At 69.7% G+C, this 15,052-nt stretch carries 12 protein-coding genes and 1 pseudogene; 9 read left to right on the forward strand and 4 right to left on the reverse strand.

Annotated elements, in window-relative coordinates; all coding sequences use genetic code 11:
• Positions 1-17 precede the first annotated feature (17 nt).
• Both OG241_RS32470 and OG241_RS32475 read right to left on the reverse strand, forming a co-directional pair.
• Positions 18-221 (reverse strand): DUF397 domain-containing protein, encoded by a 204-nt coding sequence (locus OG241_RS32470; RefSeq protein WP_405820336.1) that lies wholly within the window; start codon positions 219-221, stop codon positions 18-20.
• Positions 202-1,042: pseudogene (locus OG241_RS32475) on the reverse strand (helix-turn-helix domain-containing protein). The gene OG241_RS32470 and the pseudogene OG241_RS32475 overlap by 20 nt, the downstream one beginning before the upstream one ends.
• 132 nt (positions 1,043-1,174) lie before the next feature.
• Here OG241_RS32475 and OG241_RS32480 point away from each other — a divergent pair.
• The 3 genes from OG241_RS32480 (at position 1,175) to OG241_RS32490 (ending at position 3,712) form a co-directional block, all read left to right on the forward strand.
• Positions 1,175-1,402 carry a hypothetical protein gene (locus tag OG241_RS32480; protein ID WP_405820338.1) on the forward strand — a complete coding sequence of 76 codons (228 nt, stop codon included), beginning with the start codon at positions 1,175-1,177 and terminating at the stop codon, positions 1,400-1,402.
• Positions 1,399-2,079, forward strand: a complete 681-nt coding sequence (locus OG241_RS32485; protein WP_405820339.1) for an ATP-binding protein — start codon at positions 1,399-1,401, stop codon at positions 2,077-2,079. Before OG241_RS32480 ends, OG241_RS32485 begins: the two co-directional genes overlap by 4 nt.
• Before the next feature lie 358 nt (positions 2,080-2,437).
• Positions 2,438-3,712 (forward strand): hypothetical protein, encoded by a 1,275-nt coding sequence (locus tag OG241_RS32490; protein WP_405820341.1) that lies wholly within the window; start codon positions 2,438-2,440, stop codon positions 3,710-3,712.
• Between the two features lie 139 nt (positions 3,713-3,851).
• Here OG241_RS32490 and OG241_RS32495 read toward each other — a convergent pair whose 3' ends face one another.
• The gene (locus OG241_RS32495) at positions 3,852-4,052 is read right to left on the reverse strand and encodes a hypothetical protein (protein ID WP_405820343.1); all 201 of its coding nucleotides are present in this window, start codon (positions 4,050-4,052) and stop codon (positions 3,852-3,854) included.
• 218 nt (positions 4,053-4,270) lie between these two features.
• Positions 4,271-7,294, reverse strand: a complete 3,024-nt coding sequence (locus OG241_RS32500; protein WP_405820345.1) for a BTAD domain-containing putative transcriptional regulator — start codon at positions 7,292-7,294, stop codon at positions 4,271-4,273.
• A gap of 200 nt (positions 7,295-7,494) precedes the next feature.
• Between OG241_RS32500 and OG241_RS32505 the strand changes: the two genes are divergently transcribed.
• The 6 genes from OG241_RS32505 (at position 7,495) to OG241_RS32530 (ending at position 15,023) form a co-directional block, all read left to right on the forward strand.
• On the forward strand, positions 7,495-8,733 hold the full coding sequence (locus OG241_RS32505) for an amidohydrolase family protein (RefSeq protein ID WP_405820346.1): 1,239 nt from the start codon (positions 7,495-7,497) through the stop codon (positions 8,731-8,733).
• Positions 8,734-8,921: 188 nt separating this feature from the next.
• Positions 8,922-9,764: a vWA domain-containing protein gene (locus OG241_RS32510; RefSeq protein WP_405820348.1), complete on the forward strand. Its 843-nt coding sequence runs from the start codon at positions 8,922-8,924 to the stop codon at positions 9,762-9,764.
• 2 nt (positions 9,765-9,766) lie between these two features.
• A complete protein-coding gene (locus tag OG241_RS32515; protein ID WP_405820350.1) occupies positions 9,767-10,651 on the forward strand; it encodes a hypothetical protein in 885 nt (294 codons plus the stop codon).
• A complete protein-coding gene (locus OG241_RS32520) occupies positions 10,652-13,060 on the forward strand; it encodes a hypothetical protein (protein ID WP_405820352.1) in 2,409 nt (802 codons plus the stop codon).
• A gap of 101 nt (positions 13,061-13,161) precedes the next feature.
• Entirely contained in the window at positions 13,162-14,157 is a 996-nt protein-coding gene (locus OG241_RS32525) for an LLM class F420-dependent oxidoreductase (RefSeq protein ID WP_405820354.1), read from the forward strand.
• Positions 14,158-14,234: 77 nt separating this feature from the next.
• Positions 14,235-15,023 (forward strand): response regulator transcription factor, encoded by a 789-nt coding sequence (locus tag OG241_RS32530; RefSeq protein WP_405820356.1) that lies wholly within the window; start codon positions 14,235-14,237, stop codon positions 15,021-15,023.
• The last annotated feature ends 29 nt before the right edge of the window (positions 15,024-15,052 follow it).

A 15,052-nucleotide genomic window follows, 5' to 3' on the forward strand; every position in this document is an offset into this window, starting at 1 on the left:
GCCGGGGTGCCGTGCGGTCAGTCCTTCATCTCGGTGAGGAAGGCTGCCCAGGCCCCGGCCTGGAAGAGGAGTACGGGGCCGTTGTGGGGGGCGGTTTTGGAGTCGCGTACGGGGATGACTCCGGGGGCGGAGGACACTTCGACACAGTCCCCGCCGCTGGCATTGCTGTAGCTGCTCTTGCGCCACACTGCGGTGCTCAAGTCACGCTGGATGCTTGCCATTTCGGTAGTCCTCTGCCGCTTGCTCGATCATGGACAGGGACGCTTCCGGTGGGAGTGCCGCGGCCCTGAGCAGATCGTACGACCTGCGGTAGTTGTGGATAGTCGATCAGTTGGCCGCTGTGCAGTCCCTCGGTGTAGACGATCGGGGGAGCGTCCGGGAAGGTCATTAGTTTGATCATGCCCATCATGAGCGGGTGGGCAACGCTCGTTTTCGGCAGGATCTGCAGAATGCCCTGCGTCGAACGAATCAGGTGAGCGATGTGGTCCAGTTGCTCTGCCATCTCCTTGGGGGGCAGGAGCGGTTCACGGATCAGCGACTCGTGGAGGATGGCCCAGAACGCGGGAGGCTCCTCGCGTGTCCAAAGCTTGGCGCGTTCCATCCGAGCCTTGACCTGCTTTTCGACCGTGTCCGGGCGTAGCCAGGGCATCCCGGTCTCGATGACTTTCTTGGCGTACTCCCTGGTCTGGAGCAGGCCCGGCACCAGCATTGGCGCCCACTCCTCGATCGACTCCGCGTGCTGCTCCATCTCCGCCACGTCCGCGAAGTACTCCGCATGCCCCGACTGCTTCGCCCTGCGCGCGTCTTCACAGCGCCGGACGAGAAAGCCGTCCGTACCCAGCTTCTGGTCGACGTGTTTGGCCAGGTCGTCCGTCATCCGGCGTTCGCCGCGCTCGACCTGGCTCAGGAATGACACGCTGCGCCAGCTTCCCTCGACCAACTGTTCCAGGGTCAGGCCCGCCAGCTCCCTTCGGAAGCGCAACTCGGCGCCGTAGAAGGACGGGACGTTCGCGGACGCGTCGGGATCCTTGCGTACGGGCACAACTCATCACCCTCTCTTTTCATTTGCGTTGTGCAACCTGAATCCCTTCCACGGTACGCACCGTCACGCCACTCTGTGAGGGAATCGTCACAGAGCGCACTGGAATGTGCGCTGAACAGGGAGGTCCCAGCAATGGAACCGATGCAACCGAACCCCACCGACTCCGACGTCACCCTTTGCGTCGAGGAACTCCGCGACGCCCTCCACGCGCATGGCATCACCTTGCCGTCCCTGCGGATCGATCTGGCGGGTTTCGCGGGCAGTTACGAGCCGTCGAGAGGGCTCGTCGCGCTGGGCGGCTGCAACGCGGCCACAGCGCGGAAGCCGGCCGCCGTGCTGCGGAACGCGGCCGAGCGGTGAAGACGACGGTGACGGACTTCCGTACCGAACTGGTGGCTGTCGCCAAGGCCGTGCCGGAGCTGCGGCGCGCGCTGCGGGCGTGGTTCGGAGGGGCGGCGCACGGGGGTGTGGAAGCGGACATCCAGTTGTGTGTGACCGAGTTGGTCGGCAACGTCATCCGGCATGTGGGGGAGGGGACGCCCGTGTCCGTACGGGTGGCGTGTGTGGACACCGCCCGGGTCCGGGTGGAGGTGCGTGACCCCGACCCGCGAGCGCTTCCCGTGCTGCTCAGTGCTGTCGGAGACAGCGAGTCGGGGCGCGGGCTGGCTCTGCTGGGTGCTCTTGCTGTGCGGTGGGGTGTCGAGGTGGGGGCCCTGGGCAAGACGGTGTGGTGCGAGTTGGCGGGCAATGGGTTCCCGCTGGCCATGGAGCGGTGCCGGGAGCGGGCGCGGCTCGGGAAGCTGGTGGCGTGGACGGAGGGGGAGGGGCGGCCGGTCACCGGGGAGGAGTTGGCGGTGGCGGAGGCGCAACGGCGGGAAGACTGCGGGCGGCACGTCCCGGGCGTCGGGGTGCGGGTTGAGGCGCCGGTGGGCGAGCCCGGGGAGGTGCTGGTCCGGGGCTTCAACGTGACGCGGGTCAAGGGGGAGTTGCGGAGGACGCCGGCGGAGGCAAGGGGAGGGACCTTGCGGATGCCGTGAGCGGGTGGGCGGCGGCGCTTTTCGGAACGATCTGTGTCAGCGCTCCCAGGGCGGTCCGGGCACTGCTGTGCGTGCCTGCGGGAGACCATCCGGCCAAAGGCTGGCGAATAGGTGATGTGACTGGCGAGTAGGGATATTTGACTCTGTCGACCCGTCTCCTTACCCAGGCAGTATCTCCGAGAGGCAAAGGACGAGCGGAGTCTCTTTGACGCGCACCGGCTACGGACGGCGTCACCCGTTTCGTCAACGGATCACTCACCGAGACGTCCGCTTCTTGCCCGGGGCGTGCTGTACGCGGCGATTCACCTGTCGTGACAGCCGGTAGATGCCCATCCCCCCAGGAGAGGAACCAGCACAGATGAAGCACCGGCTGAACCGCCGCGCCAAGAAGGCCATGATGGCGGGCGCCGCAGCCAGCGGCCTACTGGCCCTGGCCATTCCTGTCGCCGCCATGGCGGAGATGCCCGACAGCGAACAAGGCAGTGGTTCCCACTGCACCAGCGACGTTTCCGGCGGCCCGGTGAAATGCTTCACCACCTACCGGGCGGCCATCGCCGCGGCCACCGGAGGTGTGGTCAAGGACGCACCCGCGAACGTGAGCGACGCCGCGGGCAGCCCCGGCTTCAAAGCGAAGATCAACGCCGCCGGTACCACCGCCGCCGATGGCGACCAGCCGTTCGTCGTCGGCACCGTGTACCTGGACAACGATCTCAAAGGCGCGTCCATGAGCTTCACCGCCGAGACCAAGTGCAGTCCGGAGAACGACGGCTTTCAGATCTCCTCGATGCCGGAGGGGTTCGACGACGCCGTCAGTTCCTACGAGACCTTCAACGACTGTCAGGCCGCGCTCTTCTCGGACCCGGATCTGAACGGCGACCACAGCAACTGGCAGATCGGCCGACAGACCTTCGTGCGCGACGGCCTGGACAACCTGGCCAGCTCCATGCGGTTCACCTACGCGGAGTCCCCCAGCGTCGAGCAGTTGGTGAAGGACTGCGACGAAAAGGTGGCGACCTGCAAGTTCGAGCAGAAGGGTGATGTCCGCTACGGCTTCAGCGGGACCCATGAGGTGGCGCGGGGGTACAACTGCACCACCGTCCCGCAGCAGACGAAGATCGCCTGGTGGGACGCCACCGGTGGGAAGAACTCGCTGGAAGTGGAGTTGGGAGCCAGCTACAAGATAGGAAATTCCGTCCTGGGGTCGGAGTTCAGCTACAGCTTCAAGATCGCCTACGGGCATGAGTGGAACTGGCAGAACACCGCCATCGACGAGACTCCCATCACCGTCCCGGCGGGACAGGTGGGCTGGATCAACCGGAACACCAAAATGCAGACTTCGGGCGGCACCCTCGAGGTGAAGTACGACGACCCCAAGTGGGGCCACCGGCTCTGGTACGTCGACGACTTCACCGCCACCGGCCCCACACCCGAGAAGCACGGCACCGTCACCTGGGCAGCCCGGAAGATGACCGCGGCCGAGAAGGCCGAGCAGTGCACTGACGGCTCCGGATTCGTCACCGAGGTCACGGACGAGGTCGCGGGCGCCAAGGCCAAGCGGGCGAACGCCAAGTCCGCGCCCGCGAAAGCCAAGTCGGCGCCCGCGAACGCCACCGTCTCGTCCGGAAAACACTGAGCCGTCGCCGCATACCCCGGCCTTCCAGCCTTCCAGGGGCCGGATGGACAGCCGGGTCCTCCCTCGGACACACCACGACCGCGGCGGCTCCCCCTCCGCGCCGCCGCGGTCGTTCCCCGTGTGCAGGTGTACGTCTGGCTCAGGCCGTCTCGTCCGTCGCGTGGACGTCGTTCGGGCTGGCGGTGACCGGTTCGGTCGTGGCGTGGACGTCGCCCAGGATCGTCGCCGTGGCCTTGGTCTTCTTGGCCGGTTCGGTCGTCGCGTGGACGTCGCTCAGAGTGGTGGCGGTGGCCGGCTCGCTCGTCGCGTGGACGTCGTTCGGCTTGACGGTGTCGCTCATCTTGCTGTCTCCCCTGAATGGTGACCGGTGGAAATGAGGGCCCACCCCGCGACTCCCCCGCGGACTGCGGGGCGGGCCCTGGGCCGGTTCACCATAAGAGGTCCGGCCCCCTGTCGTTCCGCCTGCCCCCCGACGCGACGGCTCGACAGGGACGAGCCTGCCGGACCGCGATAAACGAATGATGAACGCCGATCGTCCGCGGCCGCGCCGGGCAACCCTCAGCAGGTCGCACGCGTCGCCTGCCCCAGCAACCCCCGTACCGCGTCCGCCTCCGGCGCCCCCAGCGACTCGAAGATGCCGAGCGCGTCCTGCCAGCACACCTGGGCGCGGTCCAGCTGGCCTATGCCGTGCAGGGCGCGGCCGAGGACCGTGAGGACGTTGCCGCGCCGCCACTCGCCGCCGATGCCGCGCAGCACCGTCAGGGCCTGCTCGGCGTTGGCCGCCGCGCGTGCCGAGCGGGTCGCCGCGAGGTCGACCTCGGCGAGGCGGAACAGGGTCATGCCCTCCCACAGGCGCTGTCTGCTGTCCCTGAACACCCGCAGCGCTTCGTCGAGATGGTCGGCGGCCTCCGTCAACTGGCCGCTCTGGGTGAGCGCCAGGCCGAGCGCGTAGCGGCCGTTGGCCCCTCGTACGGTATGGCCCATCGCGTCGTACATCGCCGTGCCCTGTTTGGCGAGGGCGACCGCGCTGTCGGTGCGGCCGGTGGCGAGGTGGATGCGGGACAGGTTGCACAGGGCGCTCGCCTCGCCGGGGTGGTCGGCGAAGGCGCGGTAGCTCTCGATGGCGCGGGTGAAGTGGGCCTCGCCCGCGTCGTGCCGGCTCTGGTAGAGGGCGACGACTCCGCTGATGTTGGACGACCAGCAGGCGGTGTACTGGTCGTCGGCCGCGAGCGCCAGCTCCGTGGCCCGTTCCGATTCCTGGACGGCCGCGTCGAACAGGCTTCCGGAGACGTGGTGCACGAAGGCCAGGGTGGTGAGGGCTCGTGCCTCGGTGCGCTGGCATCCAGCGGCCCGCGCCGCGTCCCGCACGATCGCCGCGACCGCCTCGTACTCCTTGGAGTTGGTGCCGGACTCGGCCAGTTCCACCGCCACCCAGAGCACGTCGGCGGCCCGGCGCAGCATGTTCGGGCGGGTCGCGGACTGCCGGACGCAGGCCAGTACGCACACCGCCTCCGCGTGTACCCAGTCCTGCGCGGCGTGGCTGTCGGCGAACGTCAGCCCCGGATACTCCGCGTGCTCCAGGTGGTCGACGAGCCTGTCCTCGGGGCGCTGCACGCGGTAGGTCGCGGCGACCGTCGCGAGGTAGAAGTCGAGCAGCCGGGACATCGCCGACTCCCGTTCGCCGGGCGGGTGTTCGTCCCGCTCGGCGCAGGAACGCGCGTAGAGTCGTACGAGGTCGTGGTAGCGGTAGCGGCCCGGCGCCGCCGATTCCAGCAGTGAGGTGTCCACCAGGGACTCCAGGACCTCCTCCGCCTCGTCGACCGGCAGTCCCAGTACGGCCGCCGCCGCCGCGAGTGAGATGTCCGGGCCGTCGGCCAGCCCCAACAAGCGGAACGCGCGGGCCTGTTGGCCGTCGAGGGCGCCGTAGCCGAGCTCGAAGGTCGCCTTCACCGCGAGGTCGCCGGCCTGCAGCTCGTCCAGGCGGCGGCGTTCGTCGCCCAGTTTCTCGGCGAGGACGGACACCGTCCACGTTCTGCGCGCGGCCAGCCGGGACGCCGCGATCCTGATCGCCAGCGGCAGGAAACCGCAGGCCGCCACCACGTCCAGGGCGGCCTTGCGTTCGGCGGCGACCCTCTCCTCGCCCACGATCTTCGTGAACAGCTGGAGGGCCTCCTCGGGGGACATGACGTCCAGGTCGACGAGATGGGCGCCGGCCAGGTCCACCATCCGTACCCGGGAGGTGACCAGGGCCGCGCAGCCCTCCATGCCCGGCAGCAGCGGACGTACCTGGGCGGCGTCGCGGGCGTTGTCCAGCAGGACCAGGACCCGGCGGCCGTCCAGCACCGAGCGGTACAGGGCCGCGCGTTCCTCCAGCGAGTCCGGGATCGCCGAGTCGGCCGTGCCGAGGGCGCGCAGGAACGCCCCGAGGACCGTCTCCGGCTCGGCGGCCTGCGTACCGGCGCCCTGGAGGTCGATGTACAACTGCCCGTCGGGGAAGGCGGATCGGGTCTGGTGGGCGACATGGACGGCGAGGGTCGTCTTGCCCACGCCCCCGATACCGGCCAGGGCGGACACGGCCATCACCCGGCCCTGTTCCGAGGACGCCGACGACGCGGACGACAGGACCTTGCTCAGCTCCGATACGAAGGCGGCGCGGCCCGTGAAGTCCGGGACGGTGGCCGGGAGTTGGGCGGGGCGGACGAGGGCGGGGGCGGGTTCGGGAGCGAGCGGGGCGGAGGGCTCGGCGAGTCCGGGGTCCGCCTGGAGGATGCGTTGCTGCAACTCCTTGAGGCCGGGCCGGGGATCGACACCGAGTTCGTCGGCGAGGAGGCGGCGCGTGTCCGCGTACACCGCCAGGGCCTCGGCCTGTCTGCCGCTGCGGTACAGCGCCAGCATCAGCAGCTCGCGCAGCCGCTCACGGAGAGGATGCTCGGCGGTGAGGGCGGTCAACTCGCTGACCGACTCGGCGTGGCAGCCCTGTTCGAGGTCCATGTCGAGGCGCGATTCGAGGAGTTGGAGGAGCCACTCCTCCAACCGGGCCCGCTGGGCGTCCGCGTACGGCCCCGGAACGCCTGCCAGCGGCCTGCCGTCCCACAGCTCCAGCGCCCGGTTGAGGACCTCTCGGGCGTGGGAGAGATCCCCGGCGCTCCTGGACTTCTCCGCCTCCGAGGCCAGTTCCTGCGCCACCGTCAGATCCAGCGCGCCCTCGGCGAGGGAACGGATCGCGTACCCGCCCGACTCGCTCACCAGCACCCAGGCGCCCAGTACCTTCCGCAGCCGGGACGCGTACGTCCGTACCGCCGCCAGCGCCTGCGACGGCGGGTCCTCGCCCCACAGCGCGTCGATCAGCTCGGCCGCCGTCGCCGTCCGGCCCTCACGCAACAACAGCGCGGCCAGCAGCGCCCGTTGCTGCGGCGATCCGGTGGGCAGGGGCGCCTCGTCGCGCCAGGCCCGCACCGGCCCGAGCACGCCGAAGCGCAGCGTCGCCGGCGAGTCCGCCGTGGAGTCAGTCAGGGATTCCACCGGAAAGTCCCTGGGATCCCGCTGTGCCGGCACTCGCGGTACAGCCGGTGTGTCACCCATCACAGCTCCCTGCAGAACATCAAGACCAGGACGTCAGTTTGCCTTGTCTCCGGCGTATGCGTCAGCTGTCGAGACAGCGATCACAGGTTGGTGCAGGAGGTGTTGCGGGGTTCTCACACCGTATCCACACAGGGTTCCACGGAAAGGGGTGCGTGACCGCGTAGCTGACGGTTCGTCAGATCAGCGCTACCGTGCCTGTTATGGAGACGACCGACACCTTTCCGAAGATCATCTCGGTGGACGACCACACGGTGGAGCCGCCCGATGTCTGGCAGGACCGGCTGCCGAAGAAGTACCTGGACGTCGGCCCGCGCGTGGTGCGGGCGCCCCTGAAGGAGATGTCCTTCCTCGGCGGCCGGTTCAAGCCCGTCATGGGCGAGCCCGGCGACGACGGCCCGATCGGCGACTGGTGGATCTACGAGAACCTGCAGCGCCCCCTCACCCGCCTCGACACCGCCGTCGGCTACGACCGGGACGAGATCAAACTCGAGGTCATCACCTACGAACAGATGCGCCCCGGTTCCTACGACGTCCCGCAGCGACTGGCCGACATGGACATCAACCACGTCCAGTCCGCCGTCTGCTTCCCGACCTTCCCGCGCTTCTGCGGCCAGACCTTCACCGAGGCCAAGGACCACGAGCTCGGGCTGCTCGGCGTACGCGCGTACAACGACTGGATGGTGGAGGAGTGGTGCGGGCCGCAGGCCCAGGGGCGCCTCATACCCCTAACCCTGATTCCGCTCTGGGACGCGGAGTTGGCCGCCGCCGAGGTCCGGCGCAACGCCGCCCGGGGCGTCCGCGCCGTCGCCTTCTCCGAGATCCCCCCGCACCTCGGGCTGCCCTCGGTCCACGGCGACGACTGGGACCCGTTCCTCGCCGCCTGCGCCGAGACGGGGACGGTCATCGCGATGCACATCGGCTCGTCGAGCCGGATGCCGTCCACCTCCGCCGACGCCCCGCCCGCCGTCGGCTCCACCATCACCTTCGCCAACTGCTGCTTCTCGATGGTCGACTGGCTGATGAGCGGCAAGTTCGAACGCTTCCCCCAGCTGAAGATCATGTACGCGGAGGGCCAGATCGGCTGGATCCCCTACATCCTGGAGCGCGCGGACGTCGTCTGGGAGGAGAACCGGGGCTGGGGCGGAGTCGCCGACAAGGTCCACCGGCCGCCGTCCGAACTGTTCGCCGAGCACGTCTACGGCTGCTTCTTCGACGACGCCTTCGGGCTGCGGAACCTCGACTCGATCGGCGTCGGAAACGTCCTCTACGAGACCGACTACCCCCACTCCGACTCCACTTGGCCCGGCTCGCGGGAGGTCGGCGAGCGGCAGATGGGGCACCTGGACCCGGAGGTCGTGGAGCGCATCGTACGAGGAAACGCGATCGACCTGCTGGGGCTGACACCGGACGGGCTGTGGCGTCCGGGGACTGCCGCGTAGCGGGAGAGGAGTACGGCGTAGCGGGAGAAACGGCGTAGAACCCATAGCGTCGCTGGTCATCCGGTACCGTGAACTTCCTTGGGGGGCCAAGTGGTCGGACTGTGAAGGCGTGCTGCCGATCACCGCTGTCCCCCTAGCGTCCGCAGCGACCGCAGGGATCGCAGCACAGGGAAAACGGGGGCCGTCCGTTGCCGTACACCGCCGAGATCAGCCGGACCAACCCGGGGTGCTTCATCTTCCTCGTGGACCAGTCCGCCTCCATGAGCGATCCCATGGCGAGCGGTGAGACGACACAGCCGCGGGCCGAGGTCGTGTCCAACGCCATCAACCGGCTGCTGACGGAACTGTCGGTCAAGTGCGCCAAGGAGGAAGGCGTACGCGACTACTTCCACGTCGCCGTGATCGGCTACGGCCATCAGCACGTCGGCTCCGCCTACCAGGGCGTCCTCGCCGGCCGCGACCTCGTTCCGCTGGGCGAGGTCGCCAACAACCCGGCGCGGGTGGAGAGTCGTACGAAGAAGGTGCCGGACGGCGCCGGCGGACTGGTCGAGACGTCCGTGCAGTTCCCGGTGTGGATGGACCCGGTGACCAACGGCGGCACGCCGATGACGCGCGCCCTCGACTACGCGGACAAACTCGTGTCCAACTGGGTCGACGCGCACCCCAGCGGCTTCCCGCCCATCGTCCTCAACCTCACCGACGGGGAGTCCACCGACGGCGACCCGACCAGCGCCGCCATCGGCCTGGCCTCGCACGCCACCGCCGACGGCCCGGTCCTCCTCTTCAACCTGCATGTCTCCGGCAGTGGTGGCGCCCCCATCACCTTCCCGGACAGCGAGGAGCAACTCCCGGACACATACGCCAAGTTGCTGTTCCAGATGTCCAGCGTGCTGCCCAGCCACATGCGCTCGTACGCCGCCTCGCAGGGCCACCACGTCAGCGAGACGACCCGGGGCTTCGTCTACAACGCCGACATCGTGTCCATCGTGGAGTTCCTCGACATCGGCACCCGTGCGACGGAGCTGCGCTGACCATGGGGGACATCCCGGCGCTGCCGCGGGCGCAGTGGTTGTGGACGCAGAAGTCGGGCAGCAGCGAGCAGGAGTGCGAGGACGCCGCGTACGTCTGGCAGTCCGGCGAGGCGGGAGTCGACAGCGCCGGACGGGCTGCCGCGTCCCTCTACGCCTCGGTGTCCGACGGCGCCTCGGAGAGCCTGCTCGCCCGCGACTGGGCCACGCTCCTGGTCCGCGACGCCGTCGAGTCGATGCGGCTCGCCGGTGACTGGTGGCAGGAACCCGGCACGTTCGTACGGGACTTGATGGAGCGTTCGGCACTGCACTGGGACGCCTTCCTCACCCGCTACCAGGCCGAGCGCGCCGGCCAGGGCAGACCCATCGCCTGGTACGAGCAACCCGGCCTGGAAAAAGGCGCGTTCGCCACGGTGCTGGGGGCCGAGATCCGGGCCACCGTCCTGGACGACGGAACTACCCGCTGGTGCTGGTACTCCTTCGCCCTCGGCGACAGCTGTCTGTTCCAGCTGCGCGACGGACGCCTCCTCGACTCCTTTCCGTTGAGCGCGGTCGAGGAGTTCGGGATCACCCCGCAGCTGCTCGGCAGCCGCAACCATGACGTGGGGCTGGTCGCGAAGCGGATGCGGGTGGCGTCCGGTGAGTTGCTGCCCGGCGACGAACTCCTGCTGGTCACGGACGCGTTGGCCGCCTGGATGCTCTCCCGGGCTGCCGGGACCGAGGGCGGGGGCAATTGCAAGGGCGAGGGCGAACGGTCGGTGGATCTTCCGGCGTTCGCCGCGTTCGACCGGCGGGACTTCGCCGACTGGGTGGACGACCAGCGGGCGCGCGCCCGGATGCGCAACGATGACGTGACGCTCGTCCGGGCGAGGTTGGGAGCGGAGGCGTAGATGGCGGTGTCCCCCGGCGGTGCCCCCGGAACCGGCTCGGCCCGGAGGTTTCCGACGGGAGCGAACTACGCGGAGGCCTTGCAGCACCCCGAACTGTGCTTCAGCGACCCCGACTTGAAGGACGGCAAGGTCCAACAGGACCCGGTACTGGGCCCGAAGGCGATCTCCGGGAATTTCGCGAGCGTCTTCTCCATCACGGCGCGGAACGGGCAGCGGTACGCCCTGAAGTGCTTCACCCGGGACAGCGCGACCCTCGGCAAGCGCTACTCCGCCATCAGCTCGGCACTCGGCGGACTGGGCGGAAACGGTGGTTCCGGTTCCGGCGGCGGGCTGTCCCAGCCGTGGCCGGTCGGGTTCGACTTCCTCGAACAGGGCGTACTGGTGGGGCGGGAGTGGTATCCGGCGGTCAAGATGACCTGGGTCCAGGGCACCGGGCTCATCAGCTGGATCGAACGCAACCTCAACGACCCGGCCCTCCTGCACGCGCTCGCCGACCGGTTCCTGGCCATGACCGCCGACCTGGAGCGGAACGGCATCGCCCACGGCGACCTCCAGCACGGCAACCTCCTCGTGGCCGCCGACGGGACCTTCCGCCTCGTCGACTACGACGGCATGTACGTCCCCGCCCTGCGCGGCGAGCAGGCGACCGAGAACGGCCACCGCAACTACCAGTCGCCCTCCCGTACGGCCGCCGACTTCGGCCCCGCCATGGACCGCTTCTCCGCCTGGACCATCGAACTGGCCCTCCTCGCCGTCGCCACGGACCCCGGCCTGTGGACCCAACTGCACGACAGGCACGGGGAGTTCCTGATCCTCTCCGAGGCCGACTTCAAGGAACCGGCGACCTCCCTCGCCTGGCCGGTTCTGCTGAGCCACCCGGACCAGCGGGTCCGGGACATGGCCGGCCGGGTGCGGGGCTTCCTCGGCAGGCCGACGTCCGCCGTGCCTCCGCTGACCGCCGACGCCGTACGGCTGCCGGGGCAACGCTCGGCACCGGGCGCGGGGTCGAACAAGGGGACCGGAACCGGGCCGGGTGCGGGTGGAGGTGGGGGTGGGGGCGCGGGCGGTTACGTGACCGGTCTCAGCGGCAGCCGCCCCACGGTCACCTCCTGGACGCCGACCGGGTCCGGTTCAGGGTCCGGGTCCGGATCCACGTCCGCGTCGGGGGTGCCCGTCTCCGGGGTCCCGGCCTGGATGGCGGGCCGGGTGTCACGCTCGGCCCCGACGTCCGCTGCCGCATCGGCATCCACATCGGCAGCCTCCGCGCCGACTCAAGCCCAGCAACCCGCCACCCAGGGCGCCGGGTTCGCCACATTCGGCAAGCGCGGCCCCCGTGACGTGTTCGCGGGCCTCGGCGCGCTGCTCAGTACGTCCGTCCCGGGCGTGCTCGTCCTCGCCGCGGCCCAACCGGTGGACGCCCTGCCCGCCGCACAGGGCGTGGCCCTGCTCACCTCGGCCGCCCTGGTCGGGTTCGGCCGACGCAGGCGCCCCGAGTACCGGGCGGCGCGGAAGCGGGTGCGCGACCTCAAGCGGCGTTCCCGTGAGCTGGCCGACCCGGCGAGCGCCCATCAGCGCCTGGAGAAGGAGATCCGCGTCCTCGACGACGCCCTCGCCAAGGACAACACCGCCTCCGACCAGCGCATCCAGGCCCTGCAGATCGAGCTGCGCGACGGCCAGGCCCGTATCACCATGGACCTCAACCGGCGTACGGACCAGGCCCAGCAGCAGCTGGCGGGGCTGGCCGCGAAGGAGCGGCGCCTGATCGACAAGGCGCTGGAGCCGGCGATCAGGGCGCACATCCAGGACAGGCTGCGCAGGACGTCGATCGAGGAGACGCGGTCGCTCAGCAACATGGGCGCCAAGATGGTGCGGGCCCTCCAGGACGCGGGCATCCGCAACGCGGCCGACTTCATCGGCGTGGACTTCTCGCACAACCCGTCCGTCGTGTACCTGGTGCGTCCCGGCGGCCAGCGGATACGGGTGCCCGGCATCGGAGAGGCCCGCGCCACCGCCCTCAGCGACTGGCGGCAGGGCCTGGAACACCGGGCCAGGGCGTCCGCTCCGACCACGGTGCCCCCGGCGGCGAAGGCCCAGATCAAGGCCGACATCGGCACACTCCGGCGGACCCACAAGGCGGAGATCAAAGGGGCGGAGGCCGAGGCCCTGCAGAAGAAGGCCGCCCTGCAGCGAAGGATCACCGACGAGCGCGCCCGTCTCACCGGGCAGCGCCAGCAGCGCGCCATGGACACCCAGCGCAAGCGAGCCGAACTCCTCCATAGGCAGAAGCAGTTGGCGGGCGCGGAGGCGGAACGAGCCCGGGTCGAGGCGGAACTGGCGGTCACGCGTACGGAGACCCGGGGCACGCTGGGCACAGGCAAGTACCTGCGGTTCCTGCTGACCGGAGGCTGAGAGAGGCCGTTCACCGCAGGCCCCTTGCCTGACGGCTCGTCAGGGATAACGATGGCCAGGGCGACGACAGTTGACGGACCGTCAGAGAAAGGGGCCCGTCCATGCCCCCCACCAACGAGCCCCTCCGCCCCCACCTCCGCTACGGCATACAACTCCCCATCCAGTCCCAGTCCACCCTGTACACCGAACCGTGGGAAACCTCGGCCGGTGCCGCCGACCTTGTCGAGATCGCCCGCGCCGCCGACCGCGCCGGCTTCGCCTACGTCGCGAGCTGCGACCACGTGGCCGTCCCGCGCCGACTCGCCCCCGCGATGAGCACCGTCTGGTACGACCCCGTCGCCACCCTGGCCCACCTCGCCGCCGTCACCGAACGCGTCCAACTCCTCAGCCACGTGGCTGTCGTGGGCCTGCGCCACCCCCTCCTCACCGCCAAGCAGTACGCCACCCTCGACCACCTCTCCGGCGGGCGCCTGATCCTGGGCGTCGGGGCAGGGCACGTACAGGAGGAGTTCGAGGTCCTCGGAGTCGACTTCGAGCGCCGGGGTGCCGTACTCGACGAGACGATCGACGCGTTGCGTGCCGCGCTCGGGCCGGACGAATTCCCGGAACACCACGGCAAGTTGTACGACTTCGAGGGCCTCGGTCAGCGGCCACGGCCCGCGCAGGAACGCGTACCGCTCTGGGTCGGCGGGTCGTCCCCCGCCGCCGTACGCCGGGCGGCGCTCAAGGGCGACGGCTGGCTGCCGCAGGGCGACCCGCGCGACCGTCTCCCGGACCAGATCGCACGGATCCGGCGGATACGCGAAGAGGCCGCCGTCCAGGGCCCGTTCACCATCGGGGCCATCACCGAGCCGCTGTACGTCGGTGAGCCCGGGTGGGATGTCGGGCGGCGGACGCTCAGCGGGCCGCCGGAGGTGCTCGCCGAGTCGCTACGGGCGTACGGGGCGATGGGCGTGGACCAGATCCAGGTCCGGTTTCGAAGCCGAGGTCTCACTGAACTCACCGACCAGATAAGGGAGTTCGGCGACAAGGTCGGCCCGCTGCTGGAGCGGGAACCGGAAGGAAACCTGTCTGACAGCCTGACCGGTTCTCTTTGAAATTTTGAACATGTCCACGCCTGGGCGCGTACGTATGAACGTACGGACGTCATGACTCCGGCGGAAGGACATGCACGGTGCGCACCTCCCGGCTCGTTGACCTCAACTCACCCACGTCCTCACCCCCGTCTTCGCCCGCTTCTGCATCCGCGCCCACACCCGTCTCCGCCACCGGGTCCGCATCCGCGTCCGCGGCCCCGCCCAGGCTGACCGTCGCCCTCGCCTGCGCCGAGGGGAAGTGGCCGCACGGCGACTGGCCGGAGCCCGAAGACCGGCACGTGGGGCGGGCGTTGCGCGTGGAGCCGCCCTACCGTGAACTGCGCGAGGAGGGCGCCGTGGACGTGGTCGTCCTGCGCTGCGAGGAACCGGCGACCGAGTTCCCGGTACTGCTGCGGGCGTTGGGGCCCCTGAGTGTTCCGGTGATCGTCGTCAGTCCCCGGCGGGACACGGAGACCGTGGTGGAGGTGTTCCGGGGCGGGGCCGGATATCTGGTCGAGGGCGACTACTGCACCTGCATGCTCTCCTCGGCGGTCGTGGCGGCCACGGTCGGGCACACCTACCTCTCGCCGATCGCCTGCGCCGCCCTCCGGGAAGGGGCCCAGCAGGTGTCCGTGGAGGGGACGAGGGGTGTGTCCGTCGCCGGGGTGGCGATGGAACGGCTGCGGAGCCTGCTCTCGCCGCGCGAGCGGCAGATCATGGAACTGCTGTCGACCGGCCTGGGCGCCCAGGAGATCGGGCTGCGGCTGCGGTTGAGCGAGAAGACGGTCCGCAACAACCTCAGCAACATCTACGCCAAGCTCGACGCCCGGGGGAGTACGGACGCGGTCCTCAGATGGCTGGGGGCGACCCCGGCTGTTCGCATCTGAGAACAACCGGCGCCGCCCCTTTTCACTGA

Origin of the sequence: Streptomyces sp. NBC_01390 (genome assembly GCF_045040105.1) — a bacterium.
GTDB lineage: Bacteria > Actinomycetota > Actinomycetes > Streptomycetales > Streptomycetaceae > Streptomyces.